Raw genomic sequence first — 18,273 nt, forward strand, 5'->3', positions numbered from 1 at the left:
GCCGCGCGGCAGCGCCTAGCGTCGCGGCATGACGCTTCGACTGTTCCCGGCCGCGCCGCGTCACGGCGGCGCCAGGGCGCGGGTCGCGCTCGCCGCGGTCTGCTGCGTGGCGCTCGTCGGCTGCTCGTCCACACCGGGCGGCACCTCGATCGCCGGGGAGTCGCCCGAGTTGGCGGCCCGCTACGGCCAGTCCCCGGCGAAGGATCCGTCCGGGTTCACGTATCAGCCGGACGTGGTCGTGATCGACGGCGGCGCGGCGGCCGTCCGGTCGGTGAGCGGCGACGGGTTGGTCTGGACGATCGACGGCGACGTGCGCGGCATGGGCGACCTCGACGTGGGTGAGGTCATGTTCCTGACCTCGCGGGCGGTCGGCCGGGTCGCGGCGAAGGAGCGGGTGGGCGGCGACGTCGCGGTCACGCTCGTGCCGGTGCAGCCGCAGGAGGTCATCCGCGACGGCCGGATCAAGGTCGACGCCACGGTCGGCGTCGCGGACATCGGCACCGACAGCATCGGCATCCAGGAGATCCCGGACCTGCCCGGCACCGTCGCGACCCCGAATCAGGCCGACACCGACCTGCGGCTGGCCAGCGGCATGCCCGACGACGACGCGCGGCAGCCGACGACCGTGCTCGCCTCGGCCGGCGGCCCGGCCGTCGTCCGCGAGGCCGGCCTTCGCGCAGGCGTCGTCCGCGAGGCGAGCCTTCGCGCGGGCGCCCCGGCGCGCCGGCTCGCCGGTTCGGGCAAGCCGCTCCCGCCGCTCAAGAACAAGCTGGACGTCACCCTCGACGGCTGGGGCGTGACGACCGCGCTCGACGCCAAGGGGCTGACTGTCTCGGTCTATCGCAAGGAGGGCAGCCACCTGAAGTTCGGCGCCGACATCACCCTCGGCTTCAAGACGCTGCGGCTGGCCACGGACGTCGCCCTGACCGGCGGGACCATGAGTACCAACCCGGTCGTCGCCCTGCACGGGCTCGAGTCGCTGGAGGTCAGCCTCCAGGCCGGGCTCGGCGGCGGCACGGACAGCAACGCGAAGGTGAAACTCGAGGTGCCGGCCGAGATCTTCAACAAGCCGGTCATGGTCAACGGCATCCCGATGGTGCTGGTCGGCAAGGTGAAGCTGGTCATCGAGACCGCGCTGACCGGGAAGAACTCGACGCTCACCGCCCACGGCAAGTGGGGGCTGGTGGGAGCGCTCGGCGTGCAGTCGGGTACGCCGCTGGTGCCCACGTTCAGTGTCATCACGAGCATGATGGACTCCATCGGTGGCATCACGCTCGGCCCGAGCGGGCTCGTGATCGCGCCGGAGTTCAAGTTCTCGCTGGGCTTCGGGGTGCCCGGAGCCTCCGCCGGCCCGTACGCGAAGTTCCGGTTCGCGGCGGGGGTGACCAACGGCTCGGCGTTCGGCGCTCCGCTGGCCCGCTGCACCCGGGTCGACCTGATCATCAAGGGCGGCTTCGGCATGGGGCTCAACATCGACGGTGAGTTCGCGAAACTGATCAGCGCACTCATACCCGGCCGACCGAAGTTCAAGGCCGACCTGGAGAAGGAGCTGATGTGGGACATCGTGAAACGGTCGCAGACGCTCCCCGACGTGCCGCTGTGTACGGGAGGCGGCTGACCCCGTTCACGACGGCTTGGCCGTGCAGGCTGCGTCATCTGTAAGGGCCGCCGCTGCCAGGCCGGAGGCACTACGTCCAAGGTGGGCTGTATCGGCTCACGTAGTTGCGAGCACGGGGGAGCGGATCCTCCCAATACTGGTTCGGCAAGCGATGGTGGTGCGTCGCGCAGAAGTCAACGAGACTGTCCGCGAATTTGACGCGCTCCAGCGGGTGGCCTTCGAAGTCGGTGTTGACCGCCAACAGTTGCGGCTCGGGATTCCAGCCCGAGTGGTCGAACGCCCAGCCATCCCAGACCGCGTAGGTGTGGAAGACCTGCCACTCGCCCGCAAGTCGCACCGCCGCTATCTCGATCAGCCGGTCAGGGTAGAGATCTCGGCACACCCAGGCGAGGATGTGACACGCTCCGGCAGCGAAGAATGCCTGGTCCGTCCGTTCCCAGGCAACGCGCTGATCTGATCGCTCGATCGCCGTCCGACGAAACGCCCCCGCTGCCTTGGCTGACACGATCCGGACGTTAGTGGATGGCCCGACCCGACTGGCGGTCTCGTGCGGCTTGACGAGGTGGATCGCGCCGGTCGCTGCCTCCAGGTACGTCACCGGTGGCTCCACCTCCTTGCCGCGTCACTGGTGCAGGGAGTCGGCCTTCGCAGCTCGGACGAAGGTGGCCCAGGCTGCCGGGGAGAAGGTCAGCACCGGGCCGGTCGGGTCCTTGCTGTCCCGGAGCCCGACCTTGCCCGCCAAGTTGTCCGCGACCTCTACACAGTCGCCAGAGCCGTTGCTGCGGGTGCTCTTGCGCCAGGTCACCGTGGCCTGGTTGACCTCTTCCACCCGCGCCGTCCTTTCAAAGCTCGTTGATCGCCCCCTCGATCAGGACGCGCGACTCCCGAGCGCTGGCCGCCGTCGCGACCAGGTGCTCGAAGACGCGGCTGTACTCCCTGACCTGTTGGCCTTCGAGATAGAGGCTACCCGCGCGGGTTTCGACGTAGACGACCCCCGGATCGGCCGGCTCGGGAAACGTCAACACGCTGAAGGCGCTGCCCATCGAACCGTACTCCCCTGCGTCGAACGTCAGTATCTGAATCGTGCGGCCAGGGCGCTCCGCCTCCTCAATCAGCTTCTGGAGTTGCGCCTTGAACGACTCTGCCCCACCAACCGGTCGGCACAGGGTTGCTTCGTCCAGCACCACCCAGAGCTTCGGGGGCGTGTCGGAGTCTTGGCGGCGCATCCGCAGCTCCACCCGCCGGTCGACCTCCTCGCTGGGCGCGTCCGGATGCTCGGCCCGGATGACGGCGCGGGCATAGTCGGCCGTTTGTAGAAGCCCCGGGATCAGTTGCGGCTGGAAGGCTCGGATCTCCGACGCCTCGGCCTCCAGTCCGACGTAGACCTCGAACCAGTCCGGCAGGACATCGTCGTACGCCTGCCACCAGCCTCGTTTGCGGGCGTCCCGGGCGACCTGAACGAGCGCGTCGATCTCCTCGCCCTCGACTCCATACAGCTCAAGGAGGCCACGGGCGACCGGCGGCATCACCGAGACCTGGGCGTTCTCGATCCGGCTCAGCGCCGACTTCGAGATGCCGACCTCCTTGGCGGCCTGGTCTGCGGTCATGCCGGTCTGCTCGCGGAGGCGACGGAGTGCGGCGGCCAAGCGCCGACGGCGGACGGTCGGACTTCCAGTCATGGGCGCCAGTGTCCCGGAAAAGGACGAACATCGCAACGGCACTGTCCCTGATCGGGAGTTGCGTGAAGGGTGCAGCTCAATGCACGATGAGTGAGGCCCTGGATCGCCTGCGTTACGAACCGCGTTCGTGTTCAGGGCGGTCGGCTGGCCCTGCTGCCGTACTGCTGATTGAGGGCTGCGGTGGCAGGTGCCGGGGTGGGTCCGCCGGTGCGCGGCGGGCCGGCGGGCCTACCCCTTCCACAGGTCAATCTCGACGGTGAGGCAGGTCCTGTCATGCGCGTATTCCTCCGGCGTGTTCGGCGTCGCCAGCGGTCGGCCAACGGGCCGACCTGCTACCGCTCGGCGGCCTACCATCCGTTGCGGCCGTGGCAGGTGCGCGAGCGGCGGTTCCGGCCGACGCCGCTCGGCCGGCGCGGGCTCGATCCGCAGGAGGTGCGGGAGTTCCTCGACCATGTCGCCGGGGACCTGGCCGTCGTCTACGACGCGCTGGCCCAGAGCCGGCGGGAGACGGACCGGATCAAGGACGCGCTGCGCCGCTGGCAGTCGGAGCAGGCCCGTGCCCGCAACGAGCGGAGCTACGACTGGTGAGCGGGCGCTGGGTCATCCACCTGCCCGTGGTCGCCGGCGACCTGCTCGCCGCGCAGCGGCTAGCCCGGGTGGTGGCGCACTGGACGCACGTGCTGCCGCAGACCGACCCGTCGGGCACCACCGTGTCGGCCGAGGACGACCAGAACGTACGCCACTGGGTCTTCTGCGACCGGCGCATGCCGGACGGTCGGCGGTGCCTGCTCTGGCCCGACCACGACGGCGAGTGCTCGCGGCGGCCGAGGTGGCGGTGAGGGCGGCGTCGGTGTGGTCAGGCCGTCGGGGGCGGGGCGGGCAGCTCGTCGACCACCACCACCTCGGTGCCGGGGGGTACCTCGGCCAGCAGCTTCCGCTGCCCGCTCTTCGTGAGCCGGATGCAGCCGTTGGTGGTCTTCTTGCCCAGCTCGCCGTCGTGGTACCAGCTGTGCACGCCGATGTGCGCCCCGCGCAGGCTGGCCGGCACCGAGTCCGGGTCGTCGGGCACCGCGCCGAGGGCGAAGATGTCCACGCCCCCGTACACGTCCTGCGGCGGCGGGGTGCGGCCGAGGATGAAGGTCCGGCCCAGCGGGGTCTCCTGGCCGCGCTGGCCGAGGCTGACCTCCCAGGACTGGACGGCCTGGCCGGCGCGGTACCAGGTCAGCCGGTGCGGCTTGCGTTCCACGATGAGTTGGTCGCGCAGCGGCACGGTGGTGAAGCCGCCGGGCGGCAGCCAGGCGAGGGTGCGGTTGGCCGAGGGGAGCAGCACCGCTGTCCAGCCGGCGCGCCGCTGGGCGATCGGCATGGTCAGCTCGACGCCGTTGATGGTGGGGGCGAGGAAGGCCAGCGGTCGGCCGCCGGGTGCGGTGTAGGCGGCGATCTTGCGGGTGGGGTGCAGGCCCTCGGTCAGCGGCGTGGTGTCCAGGGTGTCCGGGTCGGCCGGGAACCCGGTGGGCGCCGGGTCGTAGTCGACCACCGGCAGGTCGTCGGGCGCGGGCGCGGCGACGGGCACGCGCTCCGGCGTCGGGGCCGCGCTGCTCGGCGCGGCGGCGGTCGGCGTGGGCGGCGCGACGACCGGAGGTGCGGAGGGCGTGCGGTCGGGGGTCAGCGCCCAGCCCGTGGCCCCGACGGCCGCCAGCAGCAGGGGTACGCCCACGGCGGTGGCCAGCACGCCGGCCCGCCGCCGGATCATTCGGTCAAAACGCACAAAGTAACTGTAACGGGTGGAGAGCGGCGAAGCCCCGCCCTGGCCGAAATGTCGACCGGGACGGGGCTCCGTCGGTGGGGGTGGCGGGTCAGCTCAGTCGGGCACCGACGTGGATGGCGACCGCGTCGTGGGCCGGGATGTTCGCGGCGAACCAGCCGTTGCCGTCCACGGTGATCACCGGCCCGCTGCACGTGCCGTTGGTGAAGGTGCCGTGGATGACGTCGCAGTAGCGGCCGGCCGGCAGCCCGGCGTGGTAGGACCGGCCGGTGATCGCGTAGTCCTCGTCGTTGACCGTCAGGTAGCCCTTGCCGGCGCGGCTGAAGGCGATGTGGTTGTTGCCGTTGTCGTACCAGTTGGCGACGCCGGCGCCCTCGGTGGCGTTGCGGAAGCCGACCATGTTGGCGATCACCGGCCAGCGGTGCTCGCACTCCCAGCCGGAGTAGCAGGTGGTGTTCAGGGTCCGGCCCGAGCCGTCCGAGGGCGGGCCCTGGTCGCGCTGGCTGAACGTGTAGCTCGACATGACCGTCGGGGAGCCGTACGGCCAGCCGAGCATGAACGCGTTCGCCAGCGCGTAGATGCCCCGGTCGCGGTAGGTGAGAACGCCGCCCACGTCGCGCTGGGTGTCGTGGTTGTCCACGAACACCGCCGCCGAGCCGCTGGGCAGGTGCCCCCAGCCCTCGCCGAAGTTGCGCAGGTAGGCGAGCTTCTCAGAGCGGAAGACCCGGGCCAGGTCCTTGCCGTAGCGGAACTCGTGCACGTCGCCGTTGCCGGTGTACTCACCCGGCTGGATCGGCTCGCCGGCCCCGTGGATGACCTCCTGCACCATGTACGCCGGGCGGGACAGCTTGGCCTTGATGGCGGCGATGTCGGCGGCCGGCATGTGCTTGCTGGCATCCATCCGGAAGCCGTCGACGCCGAGCGAGAGCAGGTCGTTGAGGTACCCGGCGAGCCGCGTCCGGACGTAGTCCGACTCGGTCTTCAGGTCGGCGAGGTTGACCAGTTCGCAGTTCTGCACCTCCCACCGGTCGTTGTAGTTGGCGATGTCGTCGCCGCCGTTGCGGCCGCAGTGGTGGAAGTCCTGGGTCTGGTAGATCCCGGGGTAGTCGTAGTGCCCGTACGACGAGCCGGCCCAGCCGGTGCCACCGTTGTCCTGCCCGGACATGTGGTTGACCACCGCGTCGACGATCACCTTCACCCCGGCGGCGTGACAGGCGTCGACCATGGACTTGAACTGTGCGCGGGTGCCCTTGCGGGACTCGATCCGGTAGCTGACCGGCTGGTAGGCCAGCCACCACTGCGAGCCGCGGACGTGCTCCTGCGGCGGGGAGACCTGGACCCAGCCGTAGCCCTTCGGCCCGAGGGTGCTCTGGCACTCGGCCGCCACCGAGGCCCAGTTCCACTCGAAGAGGTTGGCGATGACCTTCTTGCTGCCGGCCGGGGCCGCGGCGGCCGGGGGCGCCGTCGCGGCGGCGGGGACGATCAGGCCCGCGATCACGCCGAGGGCGACGATCGCCGACAGACGTCGACGTCTCTGCATCGGAGGACTCCTGACGGGGGTGCGGGGGATGGACGGCGGCGGGCCGGCGAGCGGCCCGGCGCTGCCGGGATATTGCAGCCCGGTCTGAAAGTTTCCGAAAGATTACAAGCGTGTTGCAGCGACTGTCAACGCATGGACATGTGTCGCTGCAATGGGTGGGAACTCCGGGCGGCCGGGACGCGTTGCCGCGCCGTACACGCGTCCGTGGTCGGACGGTTCGGCGCCGGGCGCGGAACCTTCCCCACCACGGTGATCCGCTCGCCGCGCCGCACCGAGAAGCGGTCCAGCGACTCCGGCGTCGCGGAGTGGCCAGCCCCGCAGCGGGACGCCGCAACCGTCGGTCAGGTCCGGGCGGTCACCCCGCCGCCGCTGGCCCGGAAACGCCGACGGCGGGGGCGGGTGGACCCGTCCCCCGCCGACGAGGCGGTCAGCGGTTAGGCGTGAGGCGGTCGGTGCCCAACCGGTCGCGGAGCACCTCCGGCACCAGCACCGAGCCGTCGGGCTGCTGGAACTGCTCCAGGATGGCCGGGAACAGGCGGCTGGTGGCCAGCGCCGACCCGTTGAGGGTGTGCACGAAGCGGGTCTGCTTGCCGCCCGGCTCCCGGTAGCGGATGGCCGCGCGCCGGGCCTGGTAGTCGCCGCCCCAGGAGACCGACGAGACCTCCTTGTACTTGCCGGTGCTCGGCATCCAGACCTCGACGTCCAGGGTCTTCTTCATCGCGGCGCTGGAGTCGCCGGCCGCGAGCAGGCTGGTCTGGAAGTGCAGGCCCAGCTTGCCGACCAAGCCCTCCACGTGGGAGACCATCGACTCCAGCGCGGCGTCGGCCTGCTCCGGCAGGGTGAACTGGAAGATCTCCACCTTGTTGAACTGGTGGCCGCGCACCGTGCCGCGCTCGTCGGAGTGCGAGCCGGCGGCCTCGCGCCGGTAGCACGGCGTGTACGCGAACGCCTTCAGCGGCAGCTTCGCGGTGTCCAGGATCTCGTCCTGGAACGCCCCGAGGATCGCGGTCTCCGCCGTGGGCAGCAGGAACTGCCCGCGCGGCGCGGACTGCCGGTCCAGGTGGTAGACGTCGTCGTAGAACTTGGGGAACTGGCCGGCGGCGAAGCCGGCGGTGTCCAGCAGCAGGTGCGGCGGGAGCAGGAACTCGTAGCCGGCCTCGATGTTCCGCTCGATCAACCAGTTGACCAGCGCCCACTCCAGCCGGGCGCCGAGGCCCGTGTACATCCAGAAGCCGGAGCCGCCGAGCTTCACGCCGCGCTCGTGGTCGACCAGACCCAGCGCGCGGCTCAGCTCCACGTGGTCGCGGACCTGCTCGATGGCCGGCGGCGCACCGAAGGTCTTGACGACCCGGTTCGCCTCCTTGCCGCCGGCGACCACGTCGTCGGCCGGGAGGTTGGGCAGCTCGCTCATCCGCTCGCGCAGCCGGGCCTGCACCTCGTCGAGCTGACTCTCCAGCTCGGCGAGCTGCTTGCGCTCGGCCTCCGGGGCGGTAACCTGCGGCTCCGTGCCGGCCCGCTTCGCCTGCGCGTACGCGCGCGCCTCGGCCTTGCGGCGCTGCCGCTCGGCGTCGATTCCACTGATCAGGGCGCGGCGTTCCTGGTCGAGCCGCTGGATCTCGTCCAGGGCGCGGGTGACCTCGGCGGGATCCAGTCGCTTCGCCAGCGCGGTCTCCACCGCCTCGCGATCCTTCCGGATCAACTCCATGTCGAGCATGCTGCTCCGTACGCCTCCGTCCGGACGTCAGGTGGACCCACCGATGCTACCGTCGCGGCCCGGTCGGCCCCGGGCCGGTCCGGACACCGCCCGCCGCCCCCGTGACCGCCCCGCGCGGCCCGACCCGCGGGCCCGACCGTGCCCGCCCCCGTGCAAGGGACCCTTCCTCACACCTCAGAGCCGGATCGGCATCAGGATGGAGAAGGCGTCGGCGTCGTCGGGGCGGCGCACGGCCAGCGGGGCGATCGGGCCGTCCAGTTCCAGCAGCAACTGCCCCCGGCCGGCGGCGTCGAGGGCCTGGAGCAGGTAGTCGCCGTTGACGCCGACCCGGAACGCGTCCTCTTCCCCGGTCAGCTCGTCCGCCCCGAGCAGCCGCACCCCGCCGTGCCCGTCCGGCCCGAGCACGGTCACGGCGAGCGGGGCGCCGTCGTGCCGCCGGCGTACGACGGGGGCGTCGGCGCTGGTCAGGGCCGACCGCAGCGCGGCGGCGTCGACCGTCAGCCGGTGCGCCGGCCCGTCGCCGGGGGCGGCGCGCAGCAGGCGGGCGTAGTCCGGGAAGTCGTACGGCAGGACGGTGGCGTCGACCGTACGGCCGGCGACGGAGAGCGAGATCGTGCCGCCGGCCACGGTCAGGCGCGCCTCGGGGGTGCTTCCCGCGCCGGTGTCGAGCAGGGCCCGCGCCTCGTCGACGAAGGCGACCGGGGCGAGCACCCGCGCCGGCGGCCCGTCGACCCGGCCGGCCGCCCGGGCCAGGGCCATCCGGTGTCGGTCGGTCGCCACCAGCCGTACGCCGTCGCCGTCGATGTCGAACAGCACGCCGGTCAGCACCGGCAGGTCGGGGTCGGTGCCGACCGCGAAGCGGACCGCGTCCACGGCGGCGGCCAGGTCGACGCGGGACAGGACGAGGCGGGTGGTCATGGGGCGCTCCTCGGGATCGACCAGCGTACGGATCCGGGAGAGTTCGCGGCGGGCGTCGGCGAGGCCGTCCTCTAGGCGGCGCAGGTGCGCGTCCAGCAGGCGGTGCACCTCGGCGGGCTCGGATCGCAGCGCGGCGGCGATCTCGGCCACCGGCATGCCGACCCGGCGCAGCCCGGCGACCAGCCGGGCGGGCGCCACCTGGTCGCCGGTGTACCAGCGGTAGCCGGTGGCCGGGTCGACCAGGGCCGGGGTCAGCACCCCGGCCGAGTCGTAGAACCGCAGGGCGCTCACGGTCAGCCCGCTGGCCCGGGCCAGCTCGCCGATGCTGCGCAGGTCGCTCTCCACGGCGGTGATCCTGTCGTCTCAACCTGGTCGAGGGTCAAGCCACCGATCCGGCCCACGGTCAGCGGGGCGCGTCGAGGACCCGGAACGTCATCCCGGCCCGCACCAGCCGGTCCAGCAGCGCGTCGCCCATCGCGGTCACCGGGGTGACCTGGCCCGAGGTGGCCGGCAGGTCGTCGGTGGCCAGGCAGAGCGCCGCCTCGGCGAGCATCTTCGCCGTCTCGTCGTACCCGGGGTCGCCGCCGGCCACCTCGGTCAGCACCCGCCGGCCACCGCCGACGCCGACGAACCGGACCCGGAACCAGGACCTCGCCCGCTGCTGCGGCGTCGGCCCCTGACCGGAGGCGAGCCGGCCGAGCAGCCACCGCCGGGCCGGCGGCAGTTGCGCCAGGCCGACCAGGCCGCCCAGCCCGACCGCGCCCGCCAGCACGGTGGGCAGCCGTTTCACGGCGGCGAAGTGCCGGTAGCGGAAGTCCGGGCCGTACTCGGGGCGGGCGGCGGCCGAGCGGCGCACCACCTGCGGGTCGATGGTCGGCAGCGGCACCGTCCACATGCCCAGCTCCCGCTCGCGGGCGACCCGCCCCGGCACCGCGCGCACCCGCCGCCCCGCCGGTCGGGGCTCGACCCCCCGCCGCTCGCGCGCCGCCCGGGACGTCTCGGCCCGCCGGGAGAAGGCGAGCAGCGCCGAGTGGTACGTGCCGGCGGAGATCCGCCCGCCCGCCCGGACGAAGCCGTCGACGGTGATCGGCACGTCGGCCGGCAGGTGCCTGAGCGTGAACCAGACGCCCAGGTCGTGCGGGACCGAGTCGAAGCCGCAGGCGTGCACCAGCCGCGCCCCGGTGCGCACCGCCTCGCCGTGGTGGCGCACGTACATCAGGTCGACGAACTCCGGTTCGCCGGTGATGTCCAGGTAGTCGGTGCCGGCGCGGGCACACGCGGCGACGAGCGGCTCCCCGTGGCGCACGTACGGGCCGACGGTGGTGGCCACCACCCGGGCGCTCTCGGCCACCCTCCGCAGCGAAGCGGCATCGGTGACGTCCGCGGTGAGCAGGGGCAGCCCGGTCAGCGCCGGATCGATCGCGGTCAGCCGGTCCCGGACGGCAGCGAGCTTGCCGGGGTTGCGCCCGGCGAGGGCCCAGCGCAGCCCGGGCGGGGCGTGGCGGGCGAGATACTCGGCGGTCAGCCCGCCCGTGAAGCCGGTGGCCCCGAACAGGACGACGTCGTACGCCCGCTGTTCACCCATCCGCCGAGTCTGCCACCCACGGCGCCGGGCGGTCGACGGCGGAACCGTCCGCGCGGAGCACCTCGCCGGTCTCGGCGAGCTGCTTGACCTCCCGCAGCGCCTGGCGGATCAGCAGGCCCGGATCGTCGCCGACGAGGTGGACGGCGAGTCCGGTGGGGGCCGCGCCGGCCAACAGCCGCGCGGCCAGTTCCGTGCCCCGGCAACCGGGCGCCGGGCGCAGCTCCACCTGCACCGCGCCGCCGAGCCGACGCAGGGGCTCCGGCCAGCGTCCGCCGGGCAGCACCTCGCCGGGCGCGCGGTCGACGGTCACCACCTGCCAGCGCGCGGGCCGCGGGTCGGCACCGGCCGCGCGGGGCCAGGCCCGTCTCTGTCGGCGTACGGCCAGCGCCCGCAGCGCCGCCGCGCCGGCCGCCGTGGCGAGGGCGAGCCCGGCCCCGGCCATCCCCGCGCTGCGTCGCACCGGCCCCTCCGTCCCCACGCGTCCACCTCGGTGTCCTCCGTCCCGCCGGCCTCGCCGCGCGTCGTCGGGCCCGGCCGGTCGCCCGCGTGCCACCAGGGTCGCCGCGGCTGGGGTGACGCAGACTCCCCCCGAAGGGGTGAACCGGTCCCGGCCGGGTAACCGCCCGCCGCAGGGCCTGGGGGAGTGGACGCGTCCGTGGGGGTGGGGCCGGATGCCGGAGCACGTACGGGACACCGGAGTCGTCGCGGTCGCGCGCGGGCCGGCGGGGACGCCGCTGCTGGCGTCCCGGCTGAGCCCAGCCGCGCCGCCGGAGCCGTTGCTGCTGCGGCCCCGGCTGCTGCGGACGCTGGACGCGGGGACGGCCGGCCCGGTCACCCTGGTCCGCGCTCCGGCGGGCTGGGGCAAGACGACGCTGCTCGCGTCCTGGTTCCGGGCCGCCGGGGAGGCCGGGAGCCACCCGGGCCGGACGGGGGAGGGGCCGGTGACCGCCGCGGCCGAGGGCGCCCGGGACGCGGAGGCCATCGGCGCGAGCCCGGGCGACTTCGGCGCGGCGGCGGGCGCCCCGACGGGGCCCGCCCGGCCGTTGCCGGCGTGGGTGTCGGTGGAGGCCGGCGACGACGGGGACCGGCTCTGGTCCTACCTGGCGGCGGCGCTGCGCGCGGCCGCCGATCCCGCCGACGACGCGCCGGGCCCGCCCGTGCCCGACCGCCCACCCCGCCCCGACCAGCTGGAGGTGCTGGCCGCGGCCCTCGCCGCCCGGGAACGGCCGGTGTTGCTGGTTCTGGACGACCTGCACCGGATCACCGATCCGGCGGCGTTGACCGGGCTGGACTTTCTGCTGCGCCACGCCGAGCAGCGGCTGCGGCTGGTGGTCGGCGCGCGTGGCGGGCCGCCGCTGGCCGTGCACCGGCTGCGGCTGGCCGGGGAGCTGACCGAGATCGGCCCGGAAGAACTGGCCTTCACCGGCGACGAGGTCGCCGACCTGCTGACCGCGCACGGGGTGACGCTGCCGGCGGCCGGGGTGCGCCTGCTGCGGGAGCGGACCGGCGGCTGGCCGGCGGCGCTGCGGTTCGCGTCGCTGGCGCTGCGCGAGCAGCCCGACCCGGCCCGCTGGGCCGAGCAGTTCGGCGGCGACCAGCCGGACGTCGCCGGCTACCTGCGCGAGGAGGTGCTCGCCGGGCTGGCCCCGGAGGCCCGGGACGTGCTGCGGCGCTCCGCCGTGGCCGACGCGGTCTGCGCCGGGCTCGTCGACGCGCTCACCGGGCAAGCCGACGGCGAACAGACGCTGGCGGGCCTGGCCGGCGACGGCGGGCTGCTCCGCCGCGACGACAGCCGCCCGCCCTGGTACCGCTGCCATCCCCTGCTGGCCGACCTGCTGCAGGCCGAGCTGGCCCGGCTGCCCGCTGACGAGCTGCGCGACCTGCACCGGCGGGCGGCCGGCTGGTACGCCGACAACGGGCGGCCCGCCGACGGGCTGCGGCACGCGCTGGCCGGCGGGGACTGGGACCGCGCCACCGAGCTGTTCGTCGCCCGCTGGCCGGAGCTGATCCCGTACGACCGGAACGAGCCCGGGGGGCCGGCGCCCGCGCCCCCGCCGCCGGAGGCCGTGCGGCGCGACCCGGAGCTGGGGCTTGCCTGCGCCGCCGAGCGCGCCCGGGCCGGGGATTCGACCGCGGCCGCCGGGCACCTGCGCGCCGCCGTGGACGCCGCCCGGTCGCTGCCGGCGCCGCGCCGGGACCGGTTCCGTCGGCTGGTCGCCGCGCTGGAGGTCACCCTGGCCCGGCTGGCCGGCGACCCCGAGGCGGTACGCGCCGCCGTCGCCCGGCTGCTCGCCGGCCGCCCCGCGCCCGACTCGACCGTCACGCCCCCGCCACCGGCGACCGCGACGACGACCGGCGCCTTCACGACGGCCGCGTCCCCGACTGGCGTGCCCCCGACGGCCGCGTCCCCGACCGGCGTGTCTTCGACCGGGCCGGAGCCGCTGGGAACCGCCGCCGGGCTGCTCGCCCCGGGGCCCGCCGCGCCGGTCGAGCCGCGCGGCGACGCCGCCGAGGACGCCGACGTGCGGGCCGTCGCTGGCACCGCGCTGGGGCTGGCCGACCTGGCCGACGGCGACCTGGCCGCCGCCGGGCTCGCCTTCGACCGGGCGCTGGCGGCGGCCCGGGACGCGGGGCGGCCGCGTACCGAGCTGGTGTGCGCCAGCCGGGCGGCGCTCCTGCACGCCGTGCGGGGCGAGCTGCGGGCCGCCGAGGCGCTGGCCCGGGACGCCCTGACCCTGCCGCCGTGCCAGGGCTGGTCGTGCCGGGAGGACTGCGCGCACGGGTACCTGGCGCTGGCCCTGGTCACGCTGCACCGCGACCAGCCCGAGGAGGTGGAGGCGCACCTGGCGCTGGCCGCGCCGGCCATGGGTGAGCCGACCGTGGCGGCGCTGGCGGCGCTGTGCCGGGCGGGCCTGCTGCGGGACGCGGGTGACCTGCCCGGTGCGCACCGGGCGGTGGCCGAGGCCCGGGAGCGGTTGGCCGACCGCCCGCGGGCGGTGGAGCTGGCGTCCTGGCTGCTGGCCGCCGATGCGGACGTGCGCGGGGCCCGGGGCGACCTCGACACGGCCCGGAACCTGCTCGTCGACCGGGTACGCGACGGGGCCGACCCGCCGCTCGCGATCGCGCTGGCCCGGGTGGAACTGCGCGCCGGCGACCCGCGCGCCGCCGGGTACGTGCTGCCGGACTGGGAGGCGTCCGGGTCGGCCGACTGGCCGCTGCCCGTACGCCTGGAGGCGGCGGTGCTGGACGCGGTGCTGGCGCGGCAGGCGGGCGACGACCGGCGGGCCGGACGGGTGCTGGAGCGGGCCCTCGACCTGGCCGGCCCGGAGGGGTTCCGGCGGGTGTTCACCCGCGCCGAACCCGGGGTCCGGGACCTGCTCGCCGCCCACCTCGACGCGGGCACCGCCCACTGGCCGACCGTCAGCGACCTGGTCCGGGGCGCCGACACGCCGGCCGAGCGGGCCCCGACGGACCAGGGGGCGGCGTCGCTGGACGAGCCGCTGACCGAGCGGGAGCTGACGATCCTGCGCTACCTGCAGAGCATCCTGTCCAACGTGGAGATCGCCGCCGAACTGTCCCTGTCGGTCAACACGGTCAAAACCCACGTGCGCAACATCTACCGCAAGCTCGACGCCACCCGCCGCCGCGAAGCCGTCCGCCGCGCCCGCGACCTCCACCTGATCTGACCCCACCCACCCGTGCCCGCGGCCCCGCGCCGCGCCGCGCCCGGCCCTGCGCCGCGCCTTACCCCGTGCCCGGCCCCGCGCCGCGCCCGGCCCCGCGCCGCGCCCGGCCCCGCGCCGCGCCCGGCCCCGCGCCGCGCCCGGCCCCGCGCCGCGCCCGGCCCCGCGCCGTGCCGCGCCCCGCCCCGCACGGGTTGATCAAGAGGTTTGCGTCTCTGGGAGCGCTTCCCGGTGGCGCGAACTTCTTGATCAACCGGATGAGGGCCGGATGAGGGCGAGGCAGGGGATGGAGGCGGGCGGGGTGGAGGCCGGGGGCGGGGTCAGTTAGGGGGTGGCGGCGGCGTCGACCGCGGCCAGGAGGTCCGCGAGGTCGTAGCCGGCGTCGTGGCGGACCCCGTTGACGAACAGGGTCGGGGTGGCCCCGACGCCGCTGCGGATGCCGCCGACGAAGTCCCGCCGCACCCGGTCGCCGTGCGCCTGCCGTTCCACCTCCGCGTTGACCTCGTCGGCGGGCAGGCCGAGCTGCGCGATGCCGAGCGACAGGTGTACCGGGTCGAGCTGGTCCTGGTGTTCGTAGAGCCAGTCGTGCATCGCCCAGAACCGCCCGCGCCGCCCGGCCGCCTCGCTGGCCTCGGCGGCGTGCTCGGCGTACGGGTGCATGTTGGTGATCGGGAAGTGCCGGTACGCCAGCCGCACCGTCTCGGCCCGCTGCCGCAGCAGCTCCTGCAGGTTCTGGTACGCGGCCCCGGAGAACCGGCACTGGAAGTCGCCGTACTCGACGAGGGTCACCGGCGCGTCCACCGGCCCGCGGACGTGGTCATGCTCGGTCACCGGGGTCCGCAGGCGGGCGGTGACCTGCAGTGGCGTCGTCATCCGGTCGTCACCCGCCGATCCGTGCCGAGGCGCTCCGGCGCGAGCAGCCGGCCGTCGGCCTCCCGCCGGAGGCGTGCGGCGCCGGGCGGAATGGCCGGCGGGCGTGACCCGGGCGCTGTGTCCCCGGGGCGGGTCGACCCCTTCGGATCAGTCATGTCTCCCAGGCTGGCCCGGGGTGGGGTGAGGGCGGCTCACCCCGCCCGGATGGTTCGGCCCGGGTGCCCGTCGGACCACGTCCGCCGGTCCCCGCCCGGGGTCGGGGGCCGATCGGGGCGCGGCGGGCTCAGCCCAGTACGGGGGCGACCGCGATGTGGTTCTGCACCTCGCGGATGCCCGGGGCACGCCAGACGGTGCGTTCCACCTCGGCCCGTTCCGGCATCGAGTGGACCAGCCCGCCGAGCACCACCGTGTCGCCGTGCACCCGGACGGTGATCCGTTCCGCCTCGGTGGCCCGGTTGCGGGCCAGCGCGTCGACGATGCGGGCGGCCAGGGCGTGCCCGTCCGGCCGGGTGCTAGGACGAACGGTGATGCCGTTGCTGACTCCGCGTACGCCGGTCAGCCGGGCCACCGCCCGTTCGGCGGCGCGGCGCTGGTACTCCCAGTCCACCTCGCCGTGCAGCGTCACCCAGCCCTGCGACACCGTCACGTCGAGCTGCTCCAGCGGGACGAAGGCGTCCCACTCCAGCGCGTGGCCGGCCGCGGCGGCGATGTCCGGGTCGGCGCGTTCTGCGCCCGTGCCTATGCGTACCGCCAGGTCGTTGGCGACCGCCCGGACGCGGGCGACCCGGTGCGCCGCCCGTTCGGCGGCCCACTTCTTGGCGTAGCTGTCGACCCGACCGGTCAGCGTGACCACACCCTCGGAGACGGTCACGCCGATCTCGTGCGGCCGCACCCGGGGTTCCCAGGTGAGCTCGTCGAGGACGGCGGACTGGATGTCCTGGTCGGTACGGCTGATCGTCTCGATGGCCATCTGTCACTCCTCACGGGATAGCTGCCTGTGCACACGGGCCCGCCGGGACCGATCCTGGCGCGGGCGGGGGTGAGCGGCCCTCACCCGAACCGGGTGGCTCTCCGGCCGGCGGCTCCGGCCCCCCCTGCCCGGCCCACGTCGTGTCGGGCGCGGGAGGAACGGCGCGGGCCCCGACCGACCCCTCAGGGGTCGACCGGGGCCCGCGATGTGCCCGTGCGTCGGGGTGGGTCAGCCGTCGAGGCCGACGGGGGAGTTGGGACGGTCCACGTCGACGAACTCGATGTCGTCCGCTGCCCGGTCGCCCCGGCTGCCGGCGGCCCGCGCGGCGGTGCCGGCGGCCCAGCCGATCGCCGCGCCGACCAGCGCGGCGCCGATCAGCAGCGTCCAGGGCAGCGCGGGGCGGCGGCCGGCGAGCGCGTCGAAGGCCAGGGTGGCCCGGCGGCGGGCCTCGTCGGCCGCGGAGCCCATCAGGTCGCCGGCCTCGTCGGCGAAGCCGGACCCACCGCGGCGGGCCGACCGGGCGGTGTCGCGGACGCTGTCGCCCGCGGAGCTGACCGCCGAGACCAGGTTCTGCCACGCCTGGTCGGCGATCCGCTCGGGCTTGCTGCGGCGATCCAGCAGATTGGTACCGAACATGGTGGATAACCTCCTCGGGCCGAAGCCGGCGGCCACTTCGGACTTCGACGTCTCACCGGCGCGTCATGGTTCGCTCGTTTCGCCTGTGCCCGGCCGGACGCCTCCGCAAACCGCGCGCCGAGCCACCCTCGCCGCCTTCCTCAGAAACGGGCGGCGATCCCGGCCACGGGACGCGCGACCAGCCGCGCCACGTCGCCGGCCAGCGTGGTGACCGCGTCACGTCGCCGGCCAGCGTGGTGGCCGCGCCACGTCGCCGACCAGCGCGGTGACCGCGTCACGTCGCCGGCCAGCGCGGTGACCGCGTCACGTCGTACGCGTGGTCGCCGACGGCGCTGCGACTCCTCGCCGTGCGTCAGCGGAGCGTGACCACCGCGGTCACGCCGCGCGCGAAGTCCTCGTCATCGTCGTCGTCATCGTCACCGCCGCCGCCGAAGCCGCAGGCCAGCACGAGGGCCAGCAGCGCGCCGACACCGGCCAGCGCGGCAAGTCTCCTGATCATCGATCGTCCTTCCGTCGTGGTGCCCGCTCTCCGGGCCGATGCTAGGGAGGACGGGCAACCCGCGGGGCGGAAGCGGGGCGGGCCACGCCAGGGATTTCGGGTACCGGGCGGTGCCGGCCAGGGACGGCTACCCTGGGTCGGCGACGCGTCAGCGGCAGCTGATCGTTGGGTGAAGAAGAAGTGAAAAGTCCGGACAAGGGCGACTTGGTGCGCCCTCATCCGCGAATTGCTCATCCCGAGGGGTGGCGACCGAGGCCGTCGGAGGAATACTCTCGGTCGCGGCCCGCGTACTGATGAGGCGCCCATCGGATGGGCGAGTGGAGGTGCTCGCGTGAGCCTGTCGATCGTGAAGTCGGTTATGCCCGGTGGTGTCATCGAGATCGCCCCGCGGGGCGAGATCGACGTCGACACCGCGTACGAGGTGCGCGAGGCGATCGCCGAGGTCCTGGCCAAGGGGCGCCCCAGCCGGATCGAGCTCAACATGAGGCTCGTCACCTTCATCGACTCCGTCGGCATCAGCGCGATGGTCGCCGGCTTCCAGACCGCCGAGGTGAGCGGCGTCAAGCTCGTCGTCACCGAGCCGAGCCGGTTCGTGCACCGGCAGCTCTGGGTGACCGGCCTGCTCGGCCTCTTCGGCGCCCCCGAGCCCTACTACGCCGGCGCGCCCGCCCCAGAGGTTCTTCCCGGCGCCTGACCCGTCGGCAGGGCTCCCGCCGGTCACCCGTCGGCAGGGTTCCCGCCGGTCACCCGTCGGCATCGGTCGTCGCCGAGGCCGACCCCGGTGACCCGTTGC

Annotated in this window: 19 protein-coding genes; 6 read left to right on the forward strand and 13 right to left on the reverse strand. The window is 74.5% G+C overall.

What is annotated here, in order from left to right; translation table 11 throughout:
- Positions 1 to 28: 28 nt before the first annotated feature.
- Positions 29 to 1,618, forward strand: coding sequence for a hypothetical protein (locus ACFY23_RS06845; RefSeq protein WP_350684368.1), 1,590 nt, complete (start codon positions 29 to 31; stop codon positions 1,616 to 1,618).
- A gap of 70 nt (positions 1,619 to 1,688) precedes the next feature.
- Here the strand turns inward: ACFY23_RS06845 and ACFY23_RS06850 are convergent, their stop codons facing one another.
- From ACFY23_RS06850 to ACFY23_RS06860, 3 genes are all read right to left on the reverse strand, one after another.
- Positions 1,689 to 2,123 (reverse strand): hypothetical protein, encoded by a 435-nt coding sequence (locus ACFY23_RS06850; protein WP_350684375.1) that lies wholly within the window; start codon positions 2,121 to 2,123, stop codon positions 1,689 to 1,691.
- Positions 2,124 to 2,240: 117 nt separating this feature from the next.
- Positions 2,241 to 2,447: a DUF397 domain-containing protein gene (locus ACFY23_RS06855; RefSeq protein WP_350684367.1), complete on the reverse strand. Its 207-nt coding sequence runs from the start codon at positions 2,445 to 2,447 to the stop codon at positions 2,241 to 2,243.
- Positions 2,448 to 2,460: 13 nt separating this feature from the next.
- Positions 2,461 to 3,297, reverse strand: a complete 837-nt coding sequence (locus ACFY23_RS06860; RefSeq protein ID WP_350684366.1) for a helix-turn-helix transcriptional regulator — start codon at positions 3,295 to 3,297, stop codon at positions 2,461 to 2,463.
- A gap of 273 nt (positions 3,298 to 3,570) precedes the next feature.
- Between ACFY23_RS06860 and ACFY23_RS06865 the strand changes: the two genes are divergently transcribed.
- On the forward strand, positions 3,571 to 3,885 hold the full coding sequence (locus ACFY23_RS06865) for a DivIVA domain-containing protein (protein ID WP_350684365.1): 315 nt from the start codon (positions 3,571 to 3,573) through the stop codon (positions 3,883 to 3,885).
- The gene (locus ACFY23_RS06870) at positions 3,882 to 4,136 is read left to right on the forward strand and encodes a hypothetical protein (protein ID WP_350684364.1); all 255 of its coding nucleotides are present in this window, start codon (positions 3,882 to 3,884) and stop codon (positions 4,134 to 4,136) included. The genes ACFY23_RS06865 and ACFY23_RS06870 overlap by 4 nt, the downstream gene beginning before the upstream one ends.
- A 17-nt stretch (positions 4,137 to 4,153) precedes the next feature.
- Here the strand turns inward: ACFY23_RS06870 and ACFY23_RS06875 are convergent, their stop codons facing one another.
- Positions 4,154 to 5,065: a L,D-transpeptidase gene (locus ACFY23_RS06875; protein WP_350684363.1), complete on the reverse strand. Its 912-nt coding sequence runs from the start codon at positions 5,063 to 5,065 to the stop codon at positions 4,154 to 4,156.
- Between the two features lie 88 nt (positions 5,066 to 5,153).
- A complete protein-coding gene (locus tag ACFY23_RS06880; protein ID WP_350684362.1) occupies positions 5,154 to 6,602 on the reverse strand; it encodes an alpha-amylase family glycosyl hydrolase in 1,449 nt (482 codons plus the stop codon).
- A 204-nt stretch (positions 6,603 to 6,806) separates the two neighbouring features.
- Here ACFY23_RS06880 and ACFY23_RS06885 point away from each other — a divergent pair, with 204 nt between their 5' ends.
- Positions 6,807 to 7,040, forward strand: coding sequence for a hypothetical protein (locus ACFY23_RS06885; protein ID WP_350684361.1), 234 nt, complete (start codon positions 6,807 to 6,809; stop codon positions 7,038 to 7,040).
- Here ACFY23_RS06885 and serS read toward each other — a convergent pair.
- The 4 genes from serS to ACFY23_RS06905 all read right to left on the reverse strand — a co-directional run bounded on the left by serS (position 7,030) and on the right by ACFY23_RS06905 (position 11,279).
- Positions 7,030 to 8,316 carry a serine--tRNA ligase gene (gene serS / locus ACFY23_RS06890; RefSeq protein ID WP_350684360.1) on the reverse strand — a complete coding sequence of 429 codons (1,287 nt, stop codon included), beginning with the start codon at positions 8,314 to 8,316 and terminating at the stop codon, positions 7,030 to 7,032. The genes ACFY23_RS06885 and serS overlap by 11 nt on opposite strands.
- Positions 8,317 to 8,490: 174 nt before the next feature.
- Positions 8,491 to 9,567, reverse strand: a complete 1,077-nt coding sequence (locus tag ACFY23_RS06895; protein WP_350684374.1) for a MerR family transcriptional regulator — start codon at positions 9,565 to 9,567, stop codon at positions 8,491 to 8,493.
- A gap of 70 nt (positions 9,568 to 9,637) precedes the next feature.
- Positions 9,638 to 10,819: a saccharopine dehydrogenase NADP-binding domain-containing protein gene (locus ACFY23_RS06900; RefSeq protein WP_350684359.1), complete on the reverse strand. Its 1,182-nt coding sequence runs from the start codon at positions 10,817 to 10,819 to the stop codon at positions 9,638 to 9,640.
- Positions 10,812 to 11,279, reverse strand: a complete 468-nt coding sequence (locus ACFY23_RS06905) for a hypothetical protein (protein WP_387036675.1) — start codon at positions 11,277 to 11,279, stop codon at positions 10,812 to 10,814. The genes ACFY23_RS06900 and ACFY23_RS06905 overlap by 8 nt, the downstream gene beginning before the upstream one ends.
- A gap of 136 nt (positions 11,280 to 11,415) precedes the next feature.
- Here ACFY23_RS06905 and ACFY23_RS06910 point away from each other — a divergent pair, with 136 nt between their 5' ends.
- A complete protein-coding gene (locus ACFY23_RS06910; protein ID WP_387036802.1) occupies positions 11,416 to 14,505 on the forward strand; it encodes a LuxR C-terminal-related transcriptional regulator in 3,090 nt (1,029 codons plus the stop codon).
- 321 nt (positions 14,506 to 14,826) lie between these two features.
- Here ACFY23_RS06910 and ACFY23_RS06915 read toward each other — a convergent pair whose 3' ends face one another.
- From ACFY23_RS06915 to ACFY23_RS06930, 4 genes are all read right to left on the reverse strand, one after another.
- Positions 14,827 to 15,375 carry a thioredoxin domain-containing protein gene (locus tag ACFY23_RS06915; RefSeq protein WP_350683038.1) on the reverse strand — a complete coding sequence of 183 codons (549 nt, stop codon included), beginning with the start codon at positions 15,373 to 15,375 and terminating at the stop codon, positions 14,827 to 14,829.
- Positions 15,376 to 15,658: 283 nt separating this feature from the next.
- The gene (locus ACFY23_RS06920) at positions 15,659 to 16,345 is read right to left on the reverse strand and encodes a BON domain-containing protein (RefSeq protein WP_350683039.1); all 687 of its coding nucleotides are present in this window, start codon (positions 16,343 to 16,345) and stop codon (positions 15,659 to 15,661) included.
- A gap of 228 nt (positions 16,346 to 16,573) precedes the next feature.
- A complete protein-coding gene (locus tag ACFY23_RS06925) occupies positions 16,574 to 16,981 on the reverse strand; it encodes a hypothetical protein (protein ID WP_350683040.1) in 408 nt (135 codons plus the stop codon).
- Between the two features lie 352 nt (positions 16,982 to 17,333).
- On the reverse strand, positions 17,334 to 17,480 hold the full coding sequence (locus ACFY23_RS06930) for a hypothetical protein (RefSeq protein ID WP_350683042.1): 147 nt from the start codon (positions 17,478 to 17,480) through the stop codon (positions 17,334 to 17,336).
- 331 nt (positions 17,481 to 17,811) lie between these two features.
- Between ACFY23_RS06930 and ACFY23_RS06935 the strand changes: the two genes are divergently transcribed.
- Complete coding sequence (locus ACFY23_RS06935; RefSeq protein WP_350683044.1) at positions 17,812 to 18,174, forward strand: STAS domain-containing protein; 363 nt, start codon at positions 17,812 to 17,814, stop codon at positions 18,172 to 18,174.
- Positions 18,175 to 18,273 lie beyond the last annotated feature (99 nt).

Origin of the sequence: Micromonospora sp. NPDC000121 (genome assembly GCF_042899165.1) — a bacterium.
Taxonomy (GTDB): domain Bacteria; phylum Actinomycetota; class Actinomycetes; order Mycobacteriales; family Micromonosporaceae; genus Micromonospora.

What these genes read in the sequence shown, in the direction of transcription:
- ACFY23_RS06845 (WP_350684368.1), top strand. Translation starts at nt 29, where the DNA reads ATGACGCTTCGACTGTTCCCGGCCGCGCCGCGTCACGGCGGCGCCAGG.
- ACFY23_RS06860 (WP_350684366.1), bottom strand. Translation starts at nt 3,297, where the DNA reads ATGACTGGAAGTCCGACCGTCCGCCGTCGGCGCTTGGCCGCCGCACTC.
- ACFY23_RS06865 (WP_350684365.1), top strand. Translation starts at nt 3,571, where the DNA reads ATGCGCGTATTCCTCCGGCGTGTTCGGCGTCGCCAGCGGTCGGCCAAC.
- ACFY23_RS06880 (WP_350684362.1), bottom strand. Translation starts at nt 6,602, where the DNA reads ATGCAGAGACGTCGACGTCTGTCGGCGATCGTCGCCCTCGGCGTGATC.
- serS (WP_350684360.1), bottom strand. Translation starts at nt 8,316, where the DNA reads ATGCTCGACATGGAGTTGATCCGGAAGGATCGCGAGGCGGTGGAGACC.
- ACFY23_RS06900 (WP_350684359.1), bottom strand. Translation starts at nt 10,819, where the DNA reads ATGGGTGAACAGCGGGCGTACGACGTCGTCCTGTTCGGGGCCACCGGC.
- ACFY23_RS06915 (WP_350683038.1), bottom strand. Translation starts at nt 15,375, where the DNA reads ATGACGACGCCACTGCAGGTCACCGCCCGCCTGCGGACCCCGGTGACC.
- ACFY23_RS06920 (WP_350683039.1), bottom strand. Translation starts at nt 16,345, where the DNA reads ATGGCCATCGAGACGATCAGCCGTACCGACCAGGACATCCAGTCCGCC.
- ACFY23_RS06925 (WP_350683040.1), bottom strand. Translation starts at nt 16,981, where the DNA reads ATGTTCGGTACCAATCTGCTGGATCGCCGCAGCAAGCCCGAGCGGATC.
- ACFY23_RS06930 (WP_350683042.1), bottom strand. Translation starts at nt 17,480, where the DNA reads ATGATCAGGAGACTTGCCGCGCTGGCCGGTGTCGGCGCGCTGCTGGCC.